This window comes from Pantoea sp. SOD02, from assembly GCF_024707505.1.
Lineage (GTDB): Bacteria > Pseudomonadota > Gammaproteobacteria > Enterobacterales > Enterobacteriaceae > Pantoea > Pantoea symbiotica.
Genome location: NZ_CP102604.1, coordinates 2,921,152 through 2,946,342, shown reverse-complemented (window position 1 = coordinate 2,946,342; position 25,191 = coordinate 2,921,152). Strand labels below are relative to the sequence as shown.

The 25,191-nt window shown below is 54.8% G+C and carries 23 protein-coding genes; 13 read left to right on the top strand and 10 right to left on the bottom strand.

Going from position 1 to position 25,191, the window contains the following annotated elements:
• The first annotated feature begins 30 nt into the window (after positions 1-30).
• Positions 31-1,104 carry a DUF1176 domain-containing protein gene (locus NR302_RS13720; protein WP_154155728.1) on the top strand — a complete coding sequence of 358 codons (1,074 nt, stop codon included), beginning with the start codon at positions 31-33 and terminating at the stop codon, positions 1,102-1,104.
• A 40-nt stretch (positions 1,105-1,144) separates the two neighbouring features.
• Here the strand turns inward: NR302_RS13720 and ampH are convergent, their stop codons facing one another.
• The 3 genes from ampH to tal form a co-directional block, all read right to left on the bottom strand.
• Positions 1,145-2,314: a D-alanyl-D-alanine-carboxypeptidase/endopeptidase AmpH gene (gene ampH / locus NR302_RS13715; protein WP_008107847.1), complete on the bottom strand. Its 1,170-nt coding sequence runs from the start codon at positions 2,312-2,314 to the stop codon at positions 1,145-1,147.
• A gap of 146 nt (positions 2,315-2,460) precedes the next feature.
• Positions 2,461-4,470 carry a transketolase gene (gene tkt / locus NR302_RS13710; protein ID WP_258143725.1) on the bottom strand — a complete coding sequence of 670 codons (2,010 nt, stop codon included), beginning with the start codon at positions 4,468-4,470 and terminating at the stop codon, positions 2,461-2,463.
• A gap of 69 nt (positions 4,471-4,539) precedes the next feature.
• Complete coding sequence (gene tal / locus NR302_RS13705) at positions 4,540-5,490, bottom strand: transaldolase (protein WP_008107843.1); 951 nt, start codon at positions 5,488-5,490, stop codon at positions 4,540-4,542.
• A gap of 341 nt (positions 5,491-5,831) precedes the next feature.
• Between tal and maeB the strand changes: the two genes are divergently transcribed.
• Positions 5,832-8,111 carry an NADP-dependent oxaloacetate-decarboxylating malate dehydrogenase gene (gene maeB, locus NR302_RS13700; RefSeq protein ID WP_258143724.1) on the top strand — a complete coding sequence of 760 codons (2,280 nt, stop codon included), beginning with the start codon at positions 5,832-5,834 and terminating at the stop codon, positions 8,109-8,111.
• Between the two features lie 39 nt (positions 8,112-8,150).
• Here maeB and hemF read toward each other — a convergent pair whose 3' ends face one another.
• Complete coding sequence (gene hemF / locus NR302_RS13695) at positions 8,151-9,062, bottom strand: oxygen-dependent coproporphyrinogen oxidase (RefSeq protein ID WP_258143723.1); 912 nt, start codon at positions 9,060-9,062, stop codon at positions 8,151-8,153.
• 48 nt (positions 9,063-9,110) lie between these two features.
• Positions 9,111-9,968 (bottom strand): N-acetylmuramoyl-L-alanine amidase AmiA, encoded by an 858-nt coding sequence (gene amiA, locus NR302_RS13690; RefSeq protein ID WP_008107837.1) that lies wholly within the window; start codon positions 9,966-9,968, stop codon positions 9,111-9,113.
• 211 nt (positions 9,969-10,179) lie between these two features.
• Between amiA and NR302_RS13685 the strand changes: the two genes are divergently transcribed.
• The 11 genes from NR302_RS13685 to NR302_RS13635 all read left to right on the top strand — a co-directional run bounded on the left by NR302_RS13685 (position 10,180) and on the right by NR302_RS13635 (position 19,967).
• Entirely contained in the window at positions 10,180-10,605 is a 426-nt protein-coding gene (locus NR302_RS13685) for a GNAT family acetyltransferase (protein WP_154181584.1), read from the top strand.
• Positions 10,605-11,066, top strand: coding sequence for a DUF2919 domain-containing protein (locus tag NR302_RS13680; RefSeq protein ID WP_258143722.1), 462 nt, complete (start codon positions 10,605-10,607; stop codon positions 11,064-11,066). The genes NR302_RS13685 and NR302_RS13680 overlap by 1 nt, the downstream gene beginning before the upstream one ends.
• 63 nt (positions 11,067-11,129) lie before the next feature.
• Positions 11,130-11,750 carry an RpoE-regulated lipoprotein gene (locus tag NR302_RS13675; RefSeq protein ID WP_154155740.1) on the top strand — a complete coding sequence of 207 codons (621 nt, stop codon included), beginning with the start codon at positions 11,130-11,132 and terminating at the stop codon, positions 11,748-11,750.
• Between the two features lie 101 nt (positions 11,751-11,851).
• Entirely contained in the window at positions 11,852-12,748 is an 897-nt protein-coding gene (locus tag NR302_RS13670; RefSeq protein ID WP_258143721.1) for a Dyp-type peroxidase, read from the top strand.
• Positions 12,749-12,997: 249 nt separating this feature from the next.
• Positions 12,998-14,014, top strand: coding sequence for a sulfate ABC transporter substrate-binding protein (locus NR302_RS13665; protein ID WP_154155744.1), 1,017 nt, complete (start codon positions 12,998-13,000; stop codon positions 14,012-14,014).
• Entirely contained in the window at positions 14,014-14,847 is an 834-nt protein-coding gene (gene cysT / locus NR302_RS13660; RefSeq protein ID WP_097096503.1) for a sulfate/thiosulfate ABC transporter permease CysT, read from the top strand. Before NR302_RS13665 ends, cysT begins: the two co-directional genes overlap by 1 nt.
• A complete protein-coding gene (gene cysW / locus NR302_RS13655) occupies positions 14,847-15,719 on the top strand; it encodes a sulfate/thiosulfate ABC transporter permease CysW (RefSeq protein WP_008107814.1) in 873 nt (290 codons plus the stop codon). The genes cysT and cysW overlap by 1 nt, the downstream gene beginning before the upstream one ends.
• A complete protein-coding gene (cysA, locus tag NR302_RS13650; protein ID WP_258143720.1) occupies positions 15,709-16,797 on the top strand; it encodes a sulfate/thiosulfate ABC transporter ATP-binding protein CysA in 1,089 nt (362 codons plus the stop codon). The genes cysW and cysA overlap by 11 nt, the downstream gene beginning before the upstream one ends.
• 72 nt (positions 16,798-16,869) lie before the next feature.
• On the top strand, positions 16,870-17,751 hold the full coding sequence (cysM, locus tag NR302_RS13645; RefSeq protein WP_258143719.1) for a cysteine synthase CysM: 882 nt from the start codon (positions 16,870-16,872) through the stop codon (positions 17,749-17,751).
• A 177-nt stretch (positions 17,752-17,928) separates the two neighbouring features.
• A complete protein-coding gene (locus tag NR302_RS13640) occupies positions 17,929-18,609 on the top strand; it encodes a response regulator transcription factor (protein ID WP_008107810.1) in 681 nt (226 codons plus the stop codon).
• Positions 18,606-19,967 (top strand): ATP-binding protein, encoded by a 1,362-nt coding sequence (locus NR302_RS13635; protein ID WP_258143718.1) that lies wholly within the window; start codon positions 18,606-18,608, stop codon positions 19,965-19,967. Before NR302_RS13640 ends, NR302_RS13635 begins: the two co-directional genes overlap by 4 nt.
• Before the next feature lie 105 nt (positions 19,968-20,072).
• Here NR302_RS13635 and crr read toward each other — a convergent pair whose 3' ends face one another.
• From crr to cysZ, 5 genes are all read right to left on the bottom strand, one after another.
• A complete protein-coding gene (gene crr / locus NR302_RS13630) occupies positions 20,073-20,576 on the bottom strand; it encodes a PTS glucose transporter subunit IIA (protein ID WP_258143717.1) in 504 nt (167 codons plus the stop codon).
• Between the two features lie 41 nt (positions 20,577-20,617).
• Complete coding sequence (gene ptsI, locus NR302_RS13625) at positions 20,618-22,345, bottom strand: phosphoenolpyruvate-protein phosphotransferase PtsI (protein ID WP_154155750.1); 1,728 nt, start codon at positions 22,343-22,345, stop codon at positions 20,618-20,620.
• A gap of 157 nt (positions 22,346-22,502) precedes the next feature.
• Complete coding sequence (gene ptsH / locus NR302_RS13620) at positions 22,503-22,760, bottom strand: phosphocarrier protein Hpr (protein ID WP_008107792.1); 258 nt, start codon at positions 22,758-22,760, stop codon at positions 22,503-22,505.
• Between the two features lie 388 nt (positions 22,761-23,148).
• Entirely contained in the window at positions 23,149-24,120 is a 972-nt protein-coding gene (gene cysK / locus NR302_RS13615) for a cysteine synthase A (RefSeq protein ID WP_008107790.1), read from the bottom strand.
• A gap of 140 nt (positions 24,121-24,260) precedes the next feature.
• On the bottom strand, positions 24,261-25,019 hold the full coding sequence (gene cysZ / locus NR302_RS13610) for a sulfate transporter CysZ (protein ID WP_036649317.1): 759 nt from the start codon (positions 25,017-25,019) through the stop codon (positions 24,261-24,263).
• Between the last annotated feature and the right edge of the window lie 172 nt (positions 25,020-25,191).

The window sequence follows — 25,191 nt, the reverse complement described above, 5'->3', positions numbered from 1 at the left end:
TTTCCAGGAATTTGGGGACCGATTTTTTTGATGTCGTATTGGATGAAGTTACTGCTTTTATTGCCCTTTCTTTTTGTCGCGTGCGTACAGGCTCAGCCACTGCAAAAGTCATTTTCTGACTGGCAGCTGACCTGTAACAATGCGGCTTTTTGCGTGGCGCGCAGTTTTCCCGGTGACAACGGCTTAGTGATGACGATCTCACGTCATGCTGGCGTCAACGATCGCCCCTTGTTGCGCATTGATTACGGCAGCGGCTACAGCGGTGAGCTGCCGGGCGGCCCGCTCAAGGACAATTTGTTGCTCGATCAACGTCGTCTGACGCCGGATCTCAAACACTGGACGGTGGAGCCGCACCATCTGGCGACCAGCAATGCTATCGCCATCGACGAGTTCCTGGCGCAGACGCTGGATGCGCAAAGCCTGCAATTGACCTACAAAGCCAACGCCACCATTCCGCTCAGCGGCATGAAGGCAGCGTTATTGTTGATGGATGATGTGCAGGGGCGCGTCAACGGTGCCAGCGCCTGGGTGAAGCGTGGCGACCGCGTGCAGTGGGATGTGCCGCCGCAGCCCGCCTTGCCGGCGTTACCTGCGCCTTTACCGTCGCCGCCGCCGCTGACGCAGGAAGAGACCAGCGGTTTGATTGATTTTGGTACCTGGCGGGTAAATACCGATAATTGCTCGCTCGATCCGCTGCGACGTGAAGTGAGCGTTTCACCGCTAACCGACAGCAAAGCGCTGCTGCTGATTAGCTGTGAAACCGGTGCCTATAACGTTATCGATCTGGCATTCGAAGTGACGCGTGATGCGCCTTATGTGTCGCGTGGCTTGAGCTTAACGCTGCCGTTTACCCCAGCATCACGCAGCGATAATCAGCTGGAGTTGGTGAACGCCGAATTCGATGCCAGCCATGGATTGCTCTACACCTTCAGTAAAGGACGTGGATTGGGTGATTGCGGCGTGGCGACGCGCTGGCAGTATGACGGCAACGAGTTTGTGCTGGCGGAGTATGCGGAGGAGAAGACCTGCGATGCGTGGCACAGCAGTGAAGACTGGCCAACACTCTGGGTCACTGAATCGCAAAATCCGGTGCAGTCGCGTTAATCCGTAAGGTCGCCATTAATGGCGACCTTCGCCCATATGATTAACGAATCGCTTGCACCGTCATCGGTGAACCCGACTGATTGCCCACCAGCTCGGTCAGCATATTATTCACGCCATCGCTCATCGGAGTGAAACGCGTTAACGGCGAGCGCGTCACCACCACAAACACACCAACGTTGTGTTGCGGCACCATCGCCATATAGGTAATGAAACCGCCGCCGCCGCCGGTTTTCTGAATAATCCCCGGACGACCTTCCTTCGGCCCCATATAAACCCAACCCATGCCCAGCGCATCGGCGCGGCCCGGCACATCCATGCCTTCCACTTTGGTCAACTGGTCGCGGCGGTAGATCAGCGTTTGCAGGCGATCAATTTGCGGCGTGCGGTGATTCACTGCCGAGTTGAGGAACTGCTGCATCCAGCGGCCCATATCGTCTGGCGTTGAGTAAACGCCGCCGCTGCCGATAGCCGCCAGCGTGTTGTTGCACGGACTGGCGCCTTTCTCCGCAATCATCAGACGCTGACACTGATCCGGTGACGGCGTGAAAGTGGTGTCTTTCATGCCCAACGGACGCGTTATCAACTGCTGAAACAGCGCCGGATACGGCATGCCCGCCGCTTTGGCGAGTGCATCGCTCAGCAGATCAAAGCCAAGATTGGAATAGGCTGCATTGGTGCCCGGCGCGGCTTTTAATGCGGCGCCGCTCAGCCATTGCCAGCGATCGGACTTGGTCGGCCAGACAAACACCGGACGATGCGGTTTACCGCCGGGCTGCTCGCGCGGCAGGCCGCTGGTATGCGTGGAGAGGTTAATCAGGCGAATCGGCTGGCCGTTGTAGCTCGGCACGCGCGCGCCGGGCGGCGCGTATTTGCTTAGCGGATCGTCAAGACGCAGCTGACCGCGTTCGGCCATCTTCACCATCACTTCGCTGGTCATCAGCTTGCTGAGTGAGGCAATACGAATCACTGAATCGGGCTGCGGACGCACGTTGTTGCCGGGGCGCGTATCACCAAAGCTGGCGAAAACCCGCTGATTGCCATCAATCGCCACCAGCGCCATGCCTGTTGCGCCGCTGCCATAGAAAATGTGCTCGGCGTAGCGATCAACAATTTGCGATGCCAACAGTGGATCGGGCGATGACTGCGCCATGCTTTTTAATGGAAGCACTGAAACCATTAAGGCCAGTAAAAAAGGAGTACGTTTTTTCAACGGGAAAGCGTCCGCTATAGGAATCGGAGGAAAGCTTATAGTAATCAGTTTGAGCGAGGCGTGAAGAGGGCAGGGCAGATTTTTTTCTGTATCAGGCTGTGATCAAAAAATGGCCCTTACGCCAAAAAGACGCAGGGCCAGATCGATTAGTGCGGCTTGAGTAATGCTTCGGTATGGCTAACGATGTTCTCGACGGTGAAACCGAATTCCGGGAACAGTTTGCCGGCCGGAGCAGACTCACCAAAGGTGGTCATACCGACAATCGCGCCGTCCAGCCCGACATACTTGTACCAGTAATCAGCGATACCGGCTTCGACCGCCACGCGCGCTTTCACGCCAGATGGCAGCACCGATTCGCGATAAGCAGCATCCTGCTTATCAAATACATCGGTACTCGGCAGCGACACTACGCGAATTTTGTGGCCGTTGGCGGTGAGTTTTTCCGCCGCGCCCAGCGCGATTTCAATCTCTGAACCAGTGGCGATAATGATCGCTTCCGGTGTGCCGTTGCTATCTTTCAGCACGTAACCACCGCGCGCGATATTCGCCACCTGCTCTTTGCTGCGATCCGGCTGCAGCAGATTCTGACGCGACAGAATCAGCGCGGTTGGCCCGTGATGGCGCTCAACGGCGGCTTTCCAGGCTACAGCGGTTTCAACCTGATCGCATGGACGCCACAAGCTGAGGTTTGGCGTGACGCGCAAGCCAGCGATTTGCTCAACCGGCTGGTGCGTCGGGCCATCTTCACCAAGGCCGATGGAGTCATGCGTATACACCAGCACCTGACGCGCCTTCATCAGCGCCGCCATGCGTACCGCGTTACGCGCATACTCGACGAACATCAGGAAGGTGGCGGTGTACGGCACGAAGCCGCCGTGCGTGGCGATGCCGTTGCCAATCGCCGTCATACCAAACTCACGCACGCCGTAGTGAATGTAGTTACCGGCCAGATCATCTTTGATCGATTTCGAACCTGACCAAATAGTGAGGTTGCTCGGTGCCAAATCCGCCGAACCGCCGAGGAATTCCGGCAGCAGCTTGCCGTACACTTCCAGCGTATTTTGTGAGGCTTTACGGCTGGCAATTTTTTGCGGATTAGCCTGCAACTGTTCAATAAATTTCTGGGTTTCAGTTTCCCAATTTACCGGCATTTCACCACTCACGCGGCGGCTGAATTCCTCTGCCAGTTGCGGATGGGCAGCTTTGTAGGCGGCAAATTTCTCATTCCAGGATTTCTCACGCTGACTGCCGGCTTCTTTGGCATCCCACTGCTGATAAATCTCTTTGGGAATCTCAAAGGCCGGGTACTTCCAGCCGAGTTTCTGTCGCGTCAGCGCCACTTCCTCTTCGCCCAGCGCTGCGCCGTGCGACTCTTCCTTACCGGCTTTATTCGGCGAACCGAAACCAATCACCGTGCGGCAGATGATCAACGATGGCTTATCAGTGACGCTTTGCGCTTCCTTGATCGCCGCCGCAATGGCTTCTGGATCGTGACCATCAATACCTTCTGCGCTGCCGATCACATGCCAGTTATAGGCTTCGAAACGTTTATGGGTATCGTCGGTGAACCAGCCTTCGGTTTCACCATCAATCGAGATACCGTTGTGATCGTAGAAACCAATCAGCTTGCCAAGACCGAGCGTACCGGCCAGCGAGCTTACTTCGTGCGAGATGCCTTCCATCAAACAGCCATCGCCCATAAACACGTAGGTGTAATGGTCAACGATATCGTGATCGGGTTGGTTAAACTGCGCCGCCAGCGTGCGCTCGGCAATCGCCATGCCCACGGCATTGGCTAAACCCTGGCCGAGCGGACCGGTGGTGGTTTCGATGCCTGGGGTATAACCGAGTTCCGGGTGACCTGGCGTTTTGGAATGCAACTGGCGGAAGTTTTTTAGCTCTTCCATCGGCAAATCGTAACCGGTGAGATGCAGCAAACTGTATTGCAGCATCGAACCGTGACCGTTGGAAAGAATAAAGCGGTCGCGATCAATCCATGCCGGATTATTGGGATTATGGTGGAGGAAATCGCGCCACAAAACTTCGGCGATATCTGCCATGCCCATCGGCATGCCGGGATGTCCGGAATTTGCTTTTTGTACCGCATCCATGCTGAGTGCACGAATCGCGTTAGCCAACTCTCTGCGTGAAGACATAAGGTTCTCCCTTGTGATTTGGCGATAGCGGATGAGCCAATGCCCATCCGCCATAAGAGTGAGTGCGGATTACAGACGAGAAGAGAGCACGTCTTCCAGCTTCTGCTGGTCGATGGCGAACTGACGGATGCCGTCTGACAGTTTTTCTACCGCCATCGGATCCTGATTGTGTTCCCAGCGGAATTCCGCTTCAGACAGTGAAGCCGGCTGATGGAAGCCTTCGGTTGATGGCTCCAGCTTACGCTCCAGTGGCGCATCACTGTTGGCCAGCTCTTCCAGCAGGTTAGGGGAAATGGTCAGTCGGTCGCAGCCGGCCAGCGCCTGAATCTGTTCCACTTTACGGAAGCTGGCACCCATGATGACGGTGCTATAACGGTGCTTCTTGTAGTAATCGTAGATACGACGCACAGATTTCACGCCCGGATCTTCATCAACCACATACGGGTCGATCGGTTTGCGTGAGTTGTACCAGTCATAAATACGACCAACAAACGGCGAGATCAGGAACACACCGGCTTCAGCACAGGCACGCGCCTGAGCGAAGGAGAACAGCAGCGTCAGGTTGCACTGAATACCGTTTTTCTCCAGCTCCTCGGCGGCTTTGATGCCTTCCCAGGTGGATGCCAGTTTGATCAGAATGCGTGAGCGGTCGATGCCGTACTCTTCGTACAGACGTACCAGCTTCTCGGCTTTGGTAACGCACATGCCACGATCGAAGGAGAGGCGCGCATCCACTTCGGTCGAAACACGGCCCGGTACGCTCTTCAGAATTTCCATACCGAGGTTGATCGCCACTTTGTCGCTGGCGTTAATGATTTGCGTCTCTTTGCTGCCGCCCTGTTTTTTTGCGTAGTCGATGGCGTCATCAATCAGATGTTTGTAAGCGTCAAGGCCGGCGGCTTTCAGAATCAATGATGGGTTGGTGGTGGCATCTTCCGGGTGGTAATGGCGAATGGATTCGATATCGCCGCTGTCCGCCACCACGGTGGTGTACTGTTTTAATGCATCTAGCTGGTTCATCACTTAACTCCTTGATTAGCAATAATGTGGGCAAAGGTGTTGCACCCATTCCTGTTAAGTATTGGTCCAACACAGTGCTACAGACGTTGCACGAAGAAAATGCGTTTTCTCTGATTGTGACGTCGTGGCGCTTAAGAGGTGCGATAGTGAAAGGAGGTCTAGCCTAAACGGTTCAGCTACGCTTTTTGCCATCAATAAGAATAGCAGGCTGTGCCGATCCCGCAGGCGAAGCGGTGGCAATCTGTGCCTTTCAGACTGTGTGTTCTTTGAGCGCCTTCACCCTCTTTTGTGCCGCACATTCCTATACTGAACGCTCACTTAGCTGCGCCAAAGGATGCCTAATGGACGATCAACTCAAGCAAAGCGCTCTCGATTTTCACCAATTTCCCACGCCCGGAAAAATTCAGGTTTCACCTACTAAACCGTTAGCCACACAGCGCGATCTGGCGCTGGCCTATTCGCCCGGCGTAGCCGCACCTTGTCTGGAAATTGCCGCCGATCCGCTGGCGGCGCGCAAATACACCGCGCGCGGCAATCTGGTGGCGGTGATCTCCAACGGCACGGCGGTGCTGGGATTGGGCAATATTGGCGCGCTGGCGAGTAAGCCGGTGATGGAAGGCAAGGGCGTGCTGTTTAAAAAGTTTGCCGGCATTGACGTGTTTGATATCGAAATCGATGAGCGCGATCCCGACAAGTTGATAGAGGTGATTGCCGCGCTGGAACCCACTTTTGGTGGTATCAACCTAGAAGATATCAAAGCGCCCGAGTGCTTCTATATTGAGCAAAAGTTGCGTGAGCGCATGCAGATTCCGGTGTTCCACGACGATCAGCACGGCACGGCGATCATCTGTACTGCGGCGGTGCTCAACGGCTTAACCATCGTCAAAAAAGCCATTAGCGATGTGCGGCTGGTGGTTTCAGGCGCGGGTGCTTCGGCGATTGCCTGTCTGAATCTGCTGGTGGCGCTCGGCATGCAGCAGCACAACATTGTGGTGTGTGATTCCAAAGGCGTGATCTATCGCGATCGCGAGCCGAATATGACGCCAACCAAAGCTGCGTATGCAGTAGACGACAGCGGCGCACGCACGCTAGATGAGGTGATTGGCGGCGCGGATATCTTCCTCGGCTGCTCCGGCCCCAAAGCATTGACGCCGGAGATGGTGCATAAGATGGCGCAGGATCCGCTGATTCTGGCGCTGGCCAATCCCGAACCGGAAATCATGCCGCCGCTGGCAAAACAGGTGCGGCCCGATGCGATTATCTGTACCGGCCGCTCTGATTTCCCCAATCAGGTGAACAACGTACTGTGTTTCCCGTTTATCTTTCGTGGCGCGCTGGATGTGGGTGCCACGGCGATCAACGAAGAGATGAAGCTGGCGGCGGTCCACGCGATTGCGGCGCTGGCGCAGGCGGAACAGAGCGATGTGGTGGCATCGGCATATGACGATCAGGATCTGAGTTTCGGCCCCGAATACCTGATCCCGAAACCTTTCGATCCGCGTTTGATTGTGCAGATCGCGCCAGCGGTAGCCAAAGCGGCGATGGAATCGGGCGTCGCCACGCGACCAATTGAAGACTTTGATGCCTATCGCGAGCAGCTCACCGAGTTCGTCTACAAAACCAATCTGTTTATGAAACCGATCTTCTCGCAGGCGCGCAAAGATCCCAAACGCGTGGTGCTGGCCGAAGGCGAAGAGGTGCGCGTGCTGCACGCCACACAAGAGTTGGTGACGCTGGGCCTGGCGAAGCCGATTCTGATTGGCCGCCCGAACGTCATCGCTATGCGTCTGCAAAAGCAGGGTTTAAAGATCGAGGCAGGCAAAGACTTTGAGATCGTTAATAACGAGTCCGATCCGCGTTTCAAAGAGTACTGGAACGAGTATTACCAGATCATGAAACGGCGCGGCGTGACGCCGGAAACCGCCCAGCGCGCGGTGATCGGCAATCCTACGTTGATTGGCGCAATCATGGTGCATCGCGGCGAGGCTGACGCGCTGATCTGCGGCACCATCGGCGATTATCAGGAACATTACGACGTGGTGGAGAAAGTGTTTGGGCTGCGTGAGGACGTGAAGGTAGCGGGCGCGATGAATGCGCTGTTGTTGCCGAGCGGCAACACCTTTATTGCCGACACCTACGTTAATGAAGATCCCAGCGCGGAACAGCTGGCGGATATCACACTGCTGGCGGCGGAAACGGTGCGGCGCTTCGGCATTGAACCGCGTGTGGCGCTGCTGTCACACTCCAGCTTTGGCACCTCGAATGCGCCGGGCGCGCGCAAAATGCGCGAAGTGCTGGCGCTGATTCAGCAACGCGCCCCGGATCTGGAGATTGACGGCGAGATGCACGGTGACGCGGCGCTGGTCGAGAGCATTCGCCGCGAACTGATGCCAGATAGCCCGCTGAAAGGCACCGCGAATTTGCTGATTATGCCGAATGTCGAAGCGGCGCGAATCAGCTATAACCTGCTGCGCGTCTCCTGCTCCGAAGGTGTCACGGTGGGACCGGTGCTGATGGGGATCAGCAAACCGGTGCATGTGTTGACGCGCATCGCATCGGTGCGACGCATTGTGAATATGGTGGCGTTAGCGGTGGTGGAGGCGCAGACAGAACCGTTATAGAACCATCAAAAAGGTCGCCATGAATGGCGACCTTACGGGTTATTTGAGCCAATCTTTGACTGGCAGGAAATCGCGGTACAGCGCGGCTTCGGGGGAATCGACTTCTGGCTGATAATCGTATTCCCAGCGCACCAGCGGTGGCATCGACATCAAAATGGATTCGGTGCGGCCGCCGGTTTGCAGGCCAAACAGCGTGCCGCGATCCCACACCAGATTAAACTCGACGTAGCGACCACGACGGTAAAGCTGGAACTGGCGCTCGCGATCGCCCCACGGCAGCGCCTTGCGCCTGGCCACAATCGGAAGATAGGCGTTGGCGAAACCGTTACCGACCGCCTGCATGAAATCGAAGCAGTAATCGAAATCGGGCGTGTTCAGATCGTCATAGAACAGGCCGCCGATGCCGCGCTGCTCGTCGCGATGCTTGAGATAGAAGTAATCGTCGCACCACTTTTTGTAGCGCGGATAAACCTCTTCACCAAACGGCTGGCACAGATCGTGTGCGGTTTGATGCCAGTGCAGCGCATCCTCTTCGAAGCCGTAGTAAGGCGTGAGATCAAAACCGCCGCCAAACCACCACACCGGATCGGCTCCCGGTTTTTCCGCAATAAAGAAGCGCACGTTGGCGTGACTGGTTGGTACGTAAGGATTGGATGGATGCACCACCAGCGACACGCCCATCGCTTCAAAGCTGCGGCCAGCCAGTTCGGGACGATGTGCGGTAGCGGAAGCGGGCATTTGATCGCCGTGCACGTGCGAGAAGTTAACGCCAGCTTGTTCAAATACCGCGCCATCACGCAAGACGCGACTGCGTCCGCCGCCGCCGCCGGGACGCTGCCACTCATCTTCGGCAAAGCTCGCCTTGCCATCTTCCGCCGCTAATTGGGCGCAAATATCATCTTGCAGCGCCAGCAAAAAGGCTTTGACGCGGGAAATATCGGGATTGCTCATCAGTCACTCGTTCCGGAAATTTGCCGCGATTCTACCACAGGATAAAGGCTATGCTTCGCGACGATCGACCTCATCAAAGTAGCGGGCGATGCCGTCGGCAATGGCGCTGGCAATTTTCTGGCGGAACGCCTGAGTGCCGAGCAACTGCTCTTCACGCGGATTAGTAATGAAGGAGGTTTCCACCAGCACCGACGGAATCGACGGCGATTTCAGCACTGCAAAAGCGGCCTGCTCGGTGTGCTGACTGTGCAGATGATGCACCGGGCGAATCTGATCCAGCACGTGCTTGCCGAGCGTCAGGCTGTTGCGGATGGTATCGGTCTGCACCAGATCGAACAGAATCTGGTTGAGGTAATGATCTTTATCCTGCACCTCGGCGCCGCCCACTTTGTCGGCGTCGTTTTCACGCTGCGACAGGTAACGCGCCATCGCGCTGCTGGCACCACGATTGGAGAGGGCAAACACCGATGCGCCGTTAGCATCCGGGCTGGTGTAGCCGTCGGCGTGAATCGACATAAACAGGTTAGCGCCGTGCTGATGGGCAATTTCAACGCGCTGATAGAGCGGAATAAAGTGGTCGCTGTCGCGCGTCAGGCGCACTTCGATGCGCGGATGCGACTGCAGCAGCGTCTTCACGGTGTTAGCGATCGCCAGCACGATGTGTTTCTCTTCTGAACCCTCTTCGCCGACAGCACCGGAATCAATGCCGCCGTGGCCGGGATCGATCATCACGATGCGTTTGCCGTTGCTGGCGGGTTTCGGTGGCGTATGGCGCGGACTGACGCGCAAATCGCTGTTCTGTTCTTTGGCCTGTACCGCGCGCGGTGACAACACCGCCAGCGCTAAACCGGAAAGTATCAGTTGGCGACGATTGGTAAGGCGCTTAAGCAGTGAAATCTTCTTCATTTACGGGTCCATGGCAGGTAAATCCTGCCCAGTGTTATAGCGTAACAATTGCCAGGCGGCGACCTCGTAACTATTTCAAGTGTTTACTTTCTATTGCAACTGACTAACAGCGATGTCGCGCTTTTTTTGCCCCGTTGTCACGCGTGAGGGTTGCGCCTGGCAAAGAATGCGTGATAATCAGCGAATTGTGCCTAACAGCAGGGTAACGTCGATGGAAATCCGTTCTTTCCGCCAGGAAGATTTTGAAGAAGTGATCACGCTCTGGGAGCGTTGCGATTTGTTACGCCCATGGAACGATCCCGAGCTGGACATCGAACGCAAAATGAACCACGACCCGGAACTGTTTCTGGTTGCGGAAGTGGGTGGCGAAGTGGTCGGTTCGGTGATGGGCGGCTACGACGGTCATCGCGGTTCCGTCTACTATCTGGCGGTGCATCCTGATTATCAGGGGCGTGGTTTTGCCAATGCGTTGATGAATCGTCTTGAGAAGAAGCTGATTGCGCGCGGTTGTCCAAAAATTAATTTGATGGTGCGCGAAGAGAACGATCAGGTGGTGGCGTTCTATGAAAAGCTTGAGTACGAGCCGGTGGATTCGCTGCTGCTGGGCAAGCGTTTGATTGAAGATCGCGAGTATTAATGGTCGCTTTGAAATACCTTCCCGAAGAGTACGATGCGAAAGGGCAGCTGCGGCTGCCGTTTCTTTTCTGGCTGATCCTGTTATTGCAGGCGCGCACCTGGCTGCTGCTGGTGATGGCGGGCGCATCGCGTCAGCAGGGCAATGATTTGCTGGCGCTGTTCTATCCCGATCGCCAAAGCTTCTGGCTGGGACTGGCGTTAGGCATTCCGGCGGCGATTGGCTTGTTGCTGACCGGCTATCGTCAGCGCTGGCCGCGCCTGTGGCAAAGCTGGCGTCATGTATTGAGCGCATCGTTACTCATCAGCCTGCTGTGGCAAGGTTACAGCCTGCTGCAAGGCGCCTTTCCCGACTCGCCGCTGCCGCTGTTATTGACGCTGTTTGACCTGCTGGCATTGTTCTGGCTGCAAACGCAACCTCGTCTGCGCGACTGCTTTCTGCCGGAACATCAGCACATCGAATAAACTTTTTGCCGGTTTGCGACTCCAACAGGCACGCCAATCGGCTTAGCAGATCAAGGAGTTTTCATGAAAGTTGTTCGTCACGCACTGCTGGTTAGCAGCATGATTTTGGCCGGCTGCGCCAGTTCGGGTTCCTCAAGCAACGCGAGCGATAGCGAAAGCCATTGGTACAATCCGCTGAGCTATCACTGGTCAGCGCTCAATCCGCTCGGCTGGTTTGGTGGATCGCTGGAGGTCACCGAGCAAGGGGTTGCGGGCCTGACGAGCACCACCTCGATGTCGGAAGACGCTATCAATAAAGCGCTGAACGGCGATTACAAACTGCGTCAGGGCATGCGCACGCAGAATGGTCAGGTGGTGGATTTCTGGCAGGCGCTGGATGGCGACAAGGTTAAATTGGTAATTAACGGCAGCACCAGCGTTGAACGCATTGAAGTGCAGGATGCCGATGCCAAAGCGGCGGACGGCAGCAAGATCGGCGATCTGTTCAGCGCTAAGTTCAGCAAAGCCTTTAATAACTGCAAAATGGTTACCGGTCTCGATGCACGTGATGTTGAGTGCCGTGCGCCGGGCAGCCAGCACATCTCCTACATCTACAGCGGAGAATGGCATGGTCCGGAAGGCTTGATGCCGTCGGACGATACCCTGAAAAGCTGGAAAATCAGCAAGATTGTCTGGCAGCGTTAAACAAGATAAAACTTGCTTAAACACCCGCTCAAAGAGTGTGGCTTTCCGGTATGATACGGGCGAAAAAACATCGTCTAACTTTCATGCCGGAGAGCAGTTCAATGTCTCAGTTTCAGAGCGGGATCCTGTTGGAACACCGCCGTTTCGCCATTTGGCTCGAAGCCCGCGTCACGGGTGATCTTGACGCGCTGCGCCAGGGCAGCAAATCCTTCCTGCAGCAGCTTGAAGTGCTGCAAAGCAAATTCAGTGATGCCGGATTGGGCGCGGTGATCGCCTTTGGTGATGCGCTGTGGCGCGATCTGCAAGGCAACGCTTCCGCACCTGAACTCAAAGCGTTTGCGCCGCTCGGCAACGGCATTGCGCCGGCTACGCAGCGCGATTTGCTGATCCATATTCAATCTCAACGACACGACGTGAACTTCGCGCTGGCTCAGGCCGCACTCAGCGCCTTTGCTGCTGCCGTCAATATCGAAGAAGAGACGCACGGTTTCCGCTGGATTGAAGACCGCGATCTGTCGGGCTTCGTCGATGGCACGGAAAACCCGCAGGGCGAAGCGCGCAAAGATGTGGCGATTATCAGCGCAGGCGCGGATGCGGGCGGCAGCTATGTGTTTACCCAACGCTGGGAGCATAACCTCAAGCTGTGGAATCGTATGGCAGTAGAGAAGCAGGAAGCGATTATTGGTCGTACCAAAGAGACGGATGAAGAGCTGCCGGGCGATCAGCGTCCTGCTACTTCGCATCTCAGCCGTGTCGATCTGAAAGAAGAGGGCAAAGGGCTGAAGATTCTGCGCCAAAGCCTGCCGTACGGCAGCGCCAGCGGTACGCATGGGCTGTACTTCATCTCTTACTGTCATCGCCTCTATAACATTGAGCAACAGCTGCTGAGCATGTTCGGCGAGCGCGACGGCAAAATGGACGCGATGTTGCGCTTCACTAAGCCGGTGAGTGGTAGCTACTTTTTTGCGCCGTCGCTGGATGTGCTGACAGCGTTGTAATTAAGCGAGGTCGCCATAAATGGCGACCCTACGGTGTGAGATTTCGTTGGGTCGCCATTTATGGCGACCTGGCCAAAACGCCGCACAATTCATTCCCACTCACCGCATAAACTCTCCCTCCGTCTTATGCCTTTTTAGACTTTGAAATCCCTAAACGATATATAAAACCGTTACAGCTTTCCCCTGAGTTATAAATACACTGACAGCATCTAATGGCATTGGCTTAACTGCCGTCTTTCAGGGTGCAGCATGACACTTCCGATTTCGAAAAAATGGCTTGGCGGTATCGCGCTGTCGTGTGCTTTAGCCAGTGCGGCGCAAGCAACTGAGTTGCTGAATAGCTCCTACGACGTTTCGCGCGAACTGTTTGTTGCCCTGAATGCACCCTTTGAAAAGCAGTGGGACGCTGCGCATCCCAATGACAAGCTGACCATCAAGCAGTCGCACGCCGGTTCTTCTAAGCAGGCGCTGGCAATTCTGCAAGGTCTGCGCGCCGATGTGGTGACCTACAATCAGGTTACTGATGTGCAGGTGCTGCATGACAAAGGCCAACTGATTCCCGCTGACTGGCAACAACGTCTGCCAAACAGCAGCTCACCGTTTTACTCCACCATGGCGTTTCTGGTGCGTAAAGGTAACCCGAAGCAGATTCACAGCTGGGCCGATCTGGCGCGCGATAACGTGAAGCTGATTTTCCCGAATCCTAAAACGTCCGGTAACGGGCGTTATACCTATCTCGCCGCGTGGGGCGCAGCCGATCAGGCCGATGGCAAAGATATAGCCAAAACCAGAGCCTTTATGGCGAAGTTCCTGAAGAACGTTGAAGTGTTTGATACCGGCGGTCGCGGCGCTACCACTACGTTTGCCGAGCGCGGCCTCGGCGATGTGCTGATCAGCTTTGAATCGGAAGTGAACAACATCCGTAATCAGTACGGCAAAGATCAGTACGAAGTGATCGTGCCGAAAACCAATATTCTGGCGGAGTTCCCGGTGGCGTGGGTCGACAAAAATGTCGAGCACAACGGCACCACAGACGCGGCCAAAGCCTATCTGAATTATCTCTACACGCCTGAAGCGCAGAAAATTATCACCAGTTACTACTATCGCGTGAACAATCCGCAGTTGATGGCGGAGCAGAAAGATCGCTTCCCGCAGACTGAACTGTTCAACGTCAAAGATGCCTTTGGCGGCTGGGACAACGTGATGAAAGTCCATTTCGCCAGTGACGGTGAGCTGGATAAATTACTGGCAGCGGGGCGCGGTTAATGTTTGCGCTTGCTCAAAAACGTGTCTTGCCGGGCTTTGGATTGAGCCTCGGCACCAGCTTACTGTTCACCTGCCTGATTCTGCTGCTGCCGATCAGCGCGCTGCTGATGCAGCTGTCACAGATGACGCTGACGCAGTATTGGGATGTGATCACTCATCCACAGCTGATTGCTGCGTACAAAGTCACCATTCTGGCGGCGGGCGTCGCTTCGCTGTTCAATGCGGTATTCGGCATGCTGATGGCGTGGATTCTGACGCGCTATCGCTTCCCGGGACGCACGCTGCTCGATGGTTTGATGGATCTGCCGTTTGCGCTGCCAACCGCTGTTGCGGGCTTAACGCTGGCAGGCCTGTTTTCGGTCAACGGCTGGTACGGTCAATGGCTGGCGCATTTTGATATCAAAGTCTCTTACACCTGGCTCGGCATTGCCGTGGCGATGGCCTTTACCAGCATCCCGTTTGTGGTGCGTACCGTGCAGCCGGTGCTGGAAGAGTTAGGTCCGGAATATGAAGAAGCTGCGGAAACCCTCGGAGCTACGCGCTGGCAGAGCTTTCGTCGCGTGGTGCTGCCAGAAGTGGCACCGGCGTTGCTGGCCGGTACTGCACTGTCGTTTACCCGCAGCATCGGTGAGTTCGGCGCAGTGATCTTTATCGCCGGTAACATCGCGTGGAAAACCGAAGTGACTTCGCTGATGATTTTCGTGCGTCTGCAAGAGTTTGATTATCCGGCGGCGAGCGCCATCGCGTCTGTGATCATGGCCGCTTCCTTATTGCTGCTGTTCGCGATTAACACCTTGCAGAGCCGCTTTGGCCGTCGCTTAGGAGGCCACTGATGGCGGAGATTTCACACATTAATCACGCTGACCGCCAGCCAATCAACTGGGGTAAGTGGCTGCTGATTGGCATCGGCGCGCTGGTTTCCATCCTGCTGCTGGTGGTGCCGATGGTTTCCATCTTCTGGGAAGCGCTCAACCAGGGTTTGGTTGCCTCGCTGAATAACCTGAAAGATGGCGACATGCTGCACGCCATTTGGCTGACCCTGTTAGTGGCGCTGATTACCGTGCCGGTCAACATGGTGTTCGGGACGCTGCTGGCGTGGCTGGTGACGCGCTTTACCTTCCCAGGCCGCCAGCTGCTGTTGACGCTGTTTGATATCCCGTTTGCGGTGTCGCCGGTGGTTGCCGGTTTGATGTATCTGCTGTTCTGGGGCGTTAACGGTCCTGCAGGCGGCTGGCTGGATGCGCACAATATTCAGATTATGTTCTCCTGGCCGGGCATGGTGCTGGCCACCATTTTTGTTACCTGTCCGTTTGTGGTGCGTGAGTTGGTACCGGTGATGCTGAGTCAGGGTAGCCACGAAGATGAAGCGGCGGTGCTGTTGGGCGCATCCGGCTGGCAGATGTTCCGCCGCGTAACGTTGCCGAATATCCGCTGGGCGCTGATGTATGGTGTGGTGCTGACCAACGCGCGCGCGATTGGTGAATTTGGTGCGGTCTCGGTGGTTTCGGGATCGATTCGCGGCGAAACCTATACTTTGCCGCTTCAGGTTGAATTACTGCATCAGGATTACAACACCGTGGGCGCCTTTACCGCCGCCGCGCTGCTGACCCTGATGGCAATTGTAACGCTGTTTCTGAAAAGCGTGGTGCAGTGGCGATTAGAGCATCAGCAGAAGCGCCTACAGGAGGAAAATCATGAGCATTGAGATTAAAAAAATCAACAAATCGTTTGACCGCACGTCGGTTCTGAACGACATCTCTCTGGATATTCCTTCCGGCAAGATGGTAGGGCTTCTGGGGCCGTCCGGCTCCGGTAAAACAACGCTGCTGCGTATCATCGCTGGGCTGGAACATCAGAACAGCGGACAAATCCATTTCAATGGCAAAGACGTCAGCCGCATCCATGCGCGCGATCGTCAGGTGGGCTTCGTGTTCCAGCACTATGCGCTGTTCCGCCACATGACGGTGTTCGACAACATCGCCTTTGGCCTGACGGTGCTGCCACGTCGCGAACGTCCGAGTGCTGCTGAGATCAAACAGCGCGTTACGCGTCTGCTTGAGATGGTACAACTTTCCCATCTTGGCAACCGCTTCCCGGCGCAGTTGTCTGGTGGACAGAAACAGCGTGTGGCGCTGGCGCGTGCGTTGGCGGTAGAACCGCAAATTCTGTTGCTGGATGAGCCGTTTGGCGCGCTTGATGCGCAGGTGCGTAAAGAGCTGCGTCGCTGGCTGCGTCAGCTGCATGAAGAGTTGAAATTCACCAGCGTGTTCGTCACCCACGACCAGGAAGAAGCGATGGAAGTGGCGGACACCGTGGTGGTGATGAGCCAGGGCAACATCGAACAGGTTGGCACACCAGATGACGTGTGGCGCGACCCGGCGACGCGCTTTGTGCTCGAATTCCTCGGTGAAGTGAATCGCTTTGCAGGCGAAGTGCACGGCTCGCAGTTCCATGTTGCCGCACATCGCTGGCCGCTGGGCTACACGCCAGCGCATCAGGGCGAAGTTGAGCTGTTCCTGCGTCCGTGGGAAATCGATATTTCACGCCAGAGCAGTCTGGAAACGCCTTTGCCGGTGCAGGTGCTGGAGATCAGCCCGCGTGGTCACTTCTGGCAGTTGGTGGTGCAGCCGAGCGGCTGGCAAGGCGACGTGTTCTCGGTGGTGTTTGATGGCGATCATAATGCGCCAATTCGCGGTGAACGCCTGTTCGTTGGCCTGCAACAGGCGCGAATTTACCATGGCACTACGCCGCTGCGCCCGGTTGCCTTTGCCGAGAGCGCCTGATATTTTTGACACTCCTTCGGGCGGGACTTTCCCGCCCGTTTTATTTGCACTTCTTTCGTCTGGAATCAAACCGTGACCACACTGGAAAATACCATCGGCAATACGCCGTTGATTAAGTTGCAGCGCCTGACGCCTGACAACGGCAGCGAGATCTGGCTAAAGCTGGAAGGCAACAATCCAGCTGGTTCCGTGAAAGATCGTGCGGCCTGGTCGATGATTCATCAGGCGGAGTTGCGCGGTGATATCAAGCCGGGTGATACCTTGATTGAAGCCACCAGCGGCAATACCGGCATTGCGCTGGCGATGATCGCTGCGATGAAAGGCTACAAGCTGCGCCTGTTGATGCCCGATAACATGAGTCAGGAGCGTCAGGACGCGATGCGTGCTTACGGTGCTGAATTGCTGCTGGTAACGCGCGAGCAGGGCATGGAAGGGGCGCGCGATTTGGCGCAGGCGATGGCCGAGCGTGGCGAAGGGCGCGTGCTGGATCAGTTTAACAATCCCGATAATCCGCTGGGTCATTATCTCACCACAGGCCCGGAAATCTGGCAGCAAACTGCTGGCCGCATGACGCATTTTGTCTCCAGCATGGGCACCACCGGCACTATCACCGGCGTTGGACGTTACCTGAAAGAGTTCGCGCCTGCGGTGCAGGTGATTGGCCTGCAGCCGCAAGAGGGCAGCAGCATTCCTGGTATACGTCGCTGGCCCGAAGCCTATCTGCCCGGCATTTTCCGTCCGGAACTGGTCGATGAGGTGATCGATATGGCGCAGCGCGAAGCGGAAGAGACCATGCGCGCGCTGGCACAGCGTGAAGGGATTTTCTGTGGCGTTAGCTCTGGCGGCGCGGTGGCGGGCGCATTGCGTATTGCGACGGCGCAGCCAGGCAGCGTGGTGGTGGCGATTGTGTGCGATCGTGGCGATCGCTATCTCTCCACTGGCGTTTTCCATTGAGTGATTTTCCCCGCATTTAATTTGGCCTATGCATACCTTTAAAGTATGACTGGGCCATTTTTGTCTATAGTTCCCCTAATAATCGTCTAGCGTAAGCACTGTAAGGATCGCGTAAAACCGGCTGCGCTCGCGGCGGAGTCAGGACAAAATAGCGGCAATTTTGTACGAGAGATAAAAATGAAAATCCTGCTGGTTGATGATGATGTAGAGCTTGGCACCATGCTGAGCCAATACCTGATTGCGGAAGGCTTTGAAACGCAATTGGTTTTAACCGGAAGCGCCGGTGTTGAAGGTGCGCTGTCGGGTAATTATACCGCGATGATTCTCGACATCATGCTGCCTGATATGAGCGGCATCGATGTGCTGCGTCAGGTGCGCCAGAACAGCCGCTTGCCGGTGATTATGCTGACGGCGAAAGGCGACAACATCGATCGTGTTATCGGCCTGGAAATGGGTGCGGATGATTACATGCCGAAACCGTGCTATCCGCGTGAGCTGGTGGCCCGCCTGCGTGCCGTGCTGCGTCGCTTTGAAGATCAAACTCCGCTGCCGGATAAGAAAGAGCTGCTGCGCTGGGGCGACCTAAGCCTCAATCCCGCGACACGTATCACCGAATGGCAGGGCAAAGCGTTTGACCTGACGGCTTCAGAATTCAATCTGCTGGATCTGCTGCTGCGTGCGCCGGACCGCGTGGTATCGAAAGATGAGCTGTCGGAAAAAGGCCTTGGCCGTCCGCGTGAAGCTTACGATCGTAGCGTTGATGTGCATATCAGCAACATCCGTCAAAAGCTGGCTGCGTTAACCGCCGACAGCGTCAACATTGAAACTGTGCGCAGTATTGGTTATCGCATTCGATGAAACACAGCTATCGCGGCCGCATGTTCTGGAAGATTTTGCTCGGATTCTGGATCGTGTTTGTCATCATCAGCCAGCTATTGTGGCTGGGCTTTACGCTCTCCGGTAATCGACATGAGCCGCCCGAGATTGTCGCGATTCGCCGTATCGTTAATCTGCAAATGGCTTCTGCCGTCTCAGTACTGGAACGCGGCGGGCTGAGCTCGCTGGATGACATGATGGCGGACTGGGAGCCGAACGATCGTCAGTTTTTCTCCGTCATTCAGCACGATAAACCCGTTACCACGCCGGGCGATGCGCCACCGGAAACCTTTAGCGCTCCGTTTCATGGGCCTTTTCCCAATGTGATTGTGCGATGGGTGAAAGGGCAGGATGGTAAACAGTACGAGTTGCGTTATGACGTTAAAGGCCTGCGTGAAGATAGCTCGATGGGCGGCGGCGGCCCGCGTCGCATCCTGAATATCCCAGAACCGATGTTTACTTTCGCTGGTGCATTGGGGCTGCTGTTTAGCCTGCTGCTCGCGTGGAACCTGACGCGGCCGATGCGGCAGCTGCGCGAGGGTTTTGCGCGCGTCTCGAGCGGTGATTTATCGGTGCGGCTCTATCCAGTGATGCGTAAACGCCATGACGAGCTGTCAAACGTTGCGCAGGATTTTGATGCGATGGTAGAGCGCCTCGATACGCTGGTGAAAGCGCGTGAGGAGCTGCTGCATGATATCTCCCACGAGCTGCGTTCACCGCTGGCACGCTTGCAGCTGGCGACCGGCTTAGCGCGGCAGACGCCGGAATCTGTGGAATCCTCACTCAATCGTATTGATGAGGAGGCCCGACGCCTCGACAAGATGATTGGCGAACTGCTGACGCTTTCGCGTGCTGAGCACGAGAGTATGCCGGGCGAACAGTATTTCGACCTTACCGGCCTGCTGCATGCGGTGGTGACTGATGTGCGCTATGAGGCGCAAATTCCTGGCGTGAAAGTCGATTTTCAGGTTGATGAGAATGCGGATTACACCGTGCACGGCAATGCAGAGCTGATTCGCCGTGGCGTGGAGAATGTGCTGCGTAATGCGCTGCGTTTCTCGCATAAAGGTCAGCACATCAATGTGCGCCTGCAGGCGGAGAATCAGTGGCTGGCGATTAGCGTGCGCGATCAAGGGCCGGGCGTTGACGAAGAGAAGCTCTCAAGTATCTTCGATCCTTTTGTCCGCGTAAATTCTCCGCTGATGGGCAAAGGCTACGGCTTAGGACTTTCAATTGTGCGCAAGGTGATTCTGGCGCATCACGGAGAAGTGCAGGCGGTAAATCGCCCGGAAGGGGGTTTGGAGCTGACGTTAAGGTTGCCGCGCTGGAAGCAGGAATGAGGCTTGGTGTGGTCGTCCTGACCGCACCTCGCGAATTCAGAGCTAAGTAAACAAAAACGGCACCCATTGGGTGCCGTTTTACAATTCTCACGAATCAGCCGAAGCTTACTTCTTGATGCGGATAACCGGAGTCTCGCCCACAGTTACCTGACCGGAGAGTTTGATCAGGTCTTTAATCTCGTCCATGTTCGAGATTACAACCGGCGTCAGCGTGGATTTCGCTTTCTCTTCCAGCAGTGCCAGATCAAACTCGATCACCACGTCGCCTTTCTTAACCTTCTGGCCTTCTTCAGCGATGCGTTTGAAACCTTCACCTTTGAGCTCAACCGTGTCGATACCGAAGTGAACAAACAGTTCGATGCCGTTATCAGACTCGATTGAAAATGCGTGGTTAGTTTCGAAAATCTTGCCGATAGTACCATCAACCGGTGCAACCATTTTGTCGCCGGTTGGTTTGATTGCGATACCGTCACCAACGATTTTCTCAGCGAATACCACATCAGGTACGTCTTCGATATTTACGATTTCGCCTGACAGAGGCGCAACGATATCGATAGTGCCTGACGCGCTCTCTGATTTTTCGCCAAAAAGTTTAGAAAACAAACCCATGATCTTCTCCTAAGCAGTAATTTGAGGCTAGCGTCCGTGGATCAGCAGAGCGTTTTTTCTTTAATGAACTTGTTGACCAAATTCATCAAATCATCCGCTGTTGGTTGATCCAGAGCCTGCTCCGCCAATGCCTTCGCATCTTCGAAATTAGTATTACGAATGATTTTCTTGATGCTTGGGATTGAAATGGCGCTCATGCTGAATTCGTCCAGCCCCATTCCCAGTAACAGTAGTGTAGCACGTTCATCACCAGCCAGCTCACCACACATGCCGGTCCATTTCCCTTCGGCATGTGATGCGTCGATCACTTGCTTAATGAGGCCCAGAACAGACGGCGTCATTGGGTTATAGAGGTGTGAAATCAAATCATTACCACGATCGACCGCCAGAGTATACTGCGTCAGGTCATTTGTCCCAATACTAAAGAAGTCGACTTCTTTCGCCAGATGGCGCGCAATCACTGCGGAGGCTGGCGTTTCAACCATGATGCCCACTTCAATGGACTCATCAAATGATTTGCCTTCTTCACGCAGTTGCGTTTTCAGTAGCTCCAGCTCGCCTTTCAAAATGCGAACTTCTTCTACTGAAATGATCATTGGGAACATGATGCGCAGTTTACCGAAAGAGGAAGCACGCAGAATCGCGCGCAGCTGCGCATGCAGAATCTCTTTGCGGTCCATGGCGATACGAATTGCGCGCCAGCCGAGGAACGGGTTGTCTTCTTTTGGCAGGTTCATGTAAGGCAGATCTTTGTCGCCGCCGATGTCCATGGTACGCACGATAACTGCCTGCGAACCCACCGCTTCAGCAACCGCTTTGTATGCCTGGAACTGCTCTTCTTCGGTTGGCAGTGAATCGCGGTCCATAAACAGGAACTCGGTACGATACAGGCCAACACCTTCTGCGCCGTTACGCTCTGCACCGGCGACATCGCGCACGGTACCGATGTTAGCGCAGACTTCAACCTGATGGCCGTCCAGCGTAATCGCTGGCAGATCTTTCAGTTTCGCCAGTTCATGCTTCTCAGACAGATATTGAGTCTGGATCGCTTTCAGCTCTTCCAGTTCCTGCTCTGAAGGGTTGACGTAAATCTTGTTGTTAACGCCATCAATGATCAGGAAATCACCGTTTTTCACGGTGGTGGTCACGTTACCGGTGCCGACAATGGCTGGTAGCTCGAGTGAACGCGCCATGATAGAGGTGTGAGAGGTGCGTCCACCAATATCGGTGATAAAGCCCAGCACCTTTTTCAGGTTCAGCTGTGCGGTTTCTGACGGCGTTAAATCTTTCGCCACCAGAATAGATTCTTCAGCAATCGCGCTTAGATCAACAATGTGCAGACCGAGAATGTTCTGCAGCAGTCGCTTACCGATATCACGTACGTCAGCCGCACGCTCTTTCAGGTATTCGTCATCCAACTCTTCCAGGGCAACAGCCTGGCCTTCAATCACGGTATGAGCGGCGGCGTCAGCGGTAGCGTGGTCTTTTTTGATGAGGTCGATGATTTCCTGCTCAAGCTCTTCGTCTTCGAGCAGCATGATGTGACCTTCAAAGATCGCAGCTTTCTCTTCACCGAAGGTTTCACCGGCTTTAATGCGAATGGCTTCGAGCTGTGAAGCAGCTTTGCTGCGTCCATCGAGGAAGCGCTGAACTTCCTGCTCAACCTGATCGTCAGTAATTTTTTTACGGCTAATGACGATCTCATCTTCCTTCAGCAAAAGTGCGTTGCCGAAAGCGATACCCGGTGATGCTAAAATGCCTGAAATCATAACCCTACCTTTTAATCACGATGGCTCATTGACCCGATGCGTCGCCACTGTCGCGGAGCAGTACTCTAAAGATGCAATAACGCGGACAGGTTGTCCGCGATCAAGATATTTGCACTCAATGGGGCAAAGGGGTCGGTTTAGTTGCGAACTGAGCCGGTTACTCCAGCTCAGCCATCAGCTTGACCAGGTGCTCAACCGCATTCTGCTCGTCTTCACCTTCGGCAGACAGCGTAACAACCGTACCTTGCGTCAGACCCAAAGTCTGCAGTTTGAACAGGCTTTTCGCGCTGGCAGATTTGCCATTGGAAGTCACAGTGATTTCTGACTGGAAAGCCTTTGCTTCTTTAACGAACTGGGCTGCAGGACGAGTATGAAGGCCGTTAGGTGCGGTAATGGTAACTTCTTGCTGGAACATTCTATTTCCCCAACTTTATCAGGTTTGGTGTTATGGATCTAAAGTCTAGCCTGGAGCCGTAACTTTAGCCTGTGTAGGTGCGCTGGTATGGCTTTAAGCTCACCACAAAATGCGCTCGAATGAGTACGTCATTAACAGTGACAGATCAAAAACTGCACGAATGCGTCACTCTTCTCATTATGCCGTGATTCGCCGTTTCGCCAAATCAGTAAATCGATTCAGCTTGATCCACTTCAAAGGCAGATTAATTTCAGGCACCGAAATAATTGGAAGCTTAAATACCAGAGCCGCATCACTGAAAGCAATCTGTCTGGTGATAAAAGTGAGATCTGCACCACAAAAAAGCACCCATTCGGGTGCTTTTTTCGTCAGTTTCAGACTTTGAGCATCACTGCTGCAGCTCTTTCTCAGTGAAGAGATCGGCAAACAGTGCGGTACTTAAATAGCGTTCGCCGGAGGAGGGTAGAATCACCACGATGTTCTTATTAGCGAAGGCTTCATCCTCTTGCAGCTTCAGCGCGGCAGCAACGGCAGCACCTGAAGAGATACCCGCCAGAATGCCTTCTTCTTCCATCAGCTGACGTGCGGTGCTAATAGCTTCTTCATTGGTGATGGCGATTACGCGGTCAATCAATTTCAGGTCAAGGTTGCCAGGAATGAAGCCGGCACCAATGCCCTGAATTTTATGTGGGCCCGGTTTGATCTCTTCGCCCGCCAGCGCCTGAGCGATAACCGGTGAATCGGTTGGCTCAACGGCAACGGTAATCAACTCTTTCTTGCCTTTGGTGTTCTTGATGTAGCGGCTCACGCCAGTCAGCGTGCCGCCGGTGCCCACGCCCGCGATGAACACGTCAACTTCTCCATCGGTATCTTCCCAGATTTCTGGGCCGGTGGTTTTTTCGTGGATTTCCGGGTTAGCGGGGTTGCTGAACTGCTGCAGCAGCACATATTTATCCGGATCGCTGGCGACTATCTCTTCTGCCTTCGCGATGGCACCTTTCATGCCTTTTGGACCTTCGGTCAGCACCAGGTTAGCACCCAACGCTTTCAGCAGCTTGCGGCGCTCAATTGACATGGTTTCAGGCATGGTCAGCGTCAGCTTGTAACCGCGCGCTGCAGCAACGTAAGCCAGCGCAATACCGGTGTTACCGCTGGTTGGCTCAACCAGCTCAACGCCCGGCTTCAAAATACCGCGTTTTTCCGCGTCCCAAATCATATTGGCACCGATACGGCATTTGATGCTGAAGCTCGGGTTGCGTGACTCGACCTTAGCCAGAATGCGGCCGTTACCGATGCGGTTCAGTCGAACCAGCGGCGTATGACCAATTGTCAGAGAGTTGTCTTCATAGATCTTACTCATAGCTCGTCCTTAACTGTATGAAATATTGGGAACCCTCAGAGCATACCTTTTCTAATGATGTGCGGAAGGAAAGAAATCGCATATCTATATAGCGCACAACCATAAGCCTTACGCAAAAATGCATAAGGCATTTTAAAGCTTTAGCGGCGCGCATGTTGTGCATGATAACGATCAACCCACATGGCCGTTGCACCGCATACCGCCACCGGCAGAATCGCCAGATTGATAATCGGGATCATAGTGAACAGGCTAACCAGCGCACCAAACTGCATATTGGCGCTTTTGTGCTGGCGCAGCGCCTGACGCATCTGCTGAAAACTCACTTTGTGGTTATCAAAGGGGTAATCGCAATATTGCACGGACAGCATCCACGCACTGAATAAAAACCATAGAACCGGTGCCACCGTTTGTCCAAATCCGGGGATGAAGTGCAGCAACAGCAAACCAAGCGCACGCGGCAAATAGTAGCCGAGCTTCTGTAACTCTCGTTTCATGATGCGCGGTACATCTTTAACCATGGCCATCCAGCCACTATCTGGCAGTGGCGTTCCGGTCAATCGCCCTTCAAGCTGCTCGGCGAGCAAGCCACAGAAGGGCGCTGCAATCAGGTTCGCCAGCGTCGAAAAGAAGTAACTGAACACCAACACAATCGAAATCACCGATAGCGGCCACAGCAGATAACTCAGCCACTGCAACCAGTCGGGGATATGTGACATTAATGCTGGGATCCACTGCCCCAAACGCTGAAACAGCCAGATAAAAGCACCGCCAAGCAGCACGATGTTGATCAGTAGCGGCATGATGACATAGCGACGAATGCCGGGCAGGCGCACCAGTTTCCATCCTTCAGCGAAGTAGTGAACACCATTAAAAGTTGAGACCGAATTTCCTGCGGGCATAGCGAGCCTTTCTCCTAAATATAGCGGCGCGACCATCATAACCTGGCTTTTTGTCGGCTTCAGGCCTGGTTTGCGCGAAAAAACAGCAAAAAAGCGTGGGGCAGCTATCTAATTTGTCAGAAAATACTGCACAGACTTGCACTTGTTTAGCTGGGCAAATACAGTTAGAGGA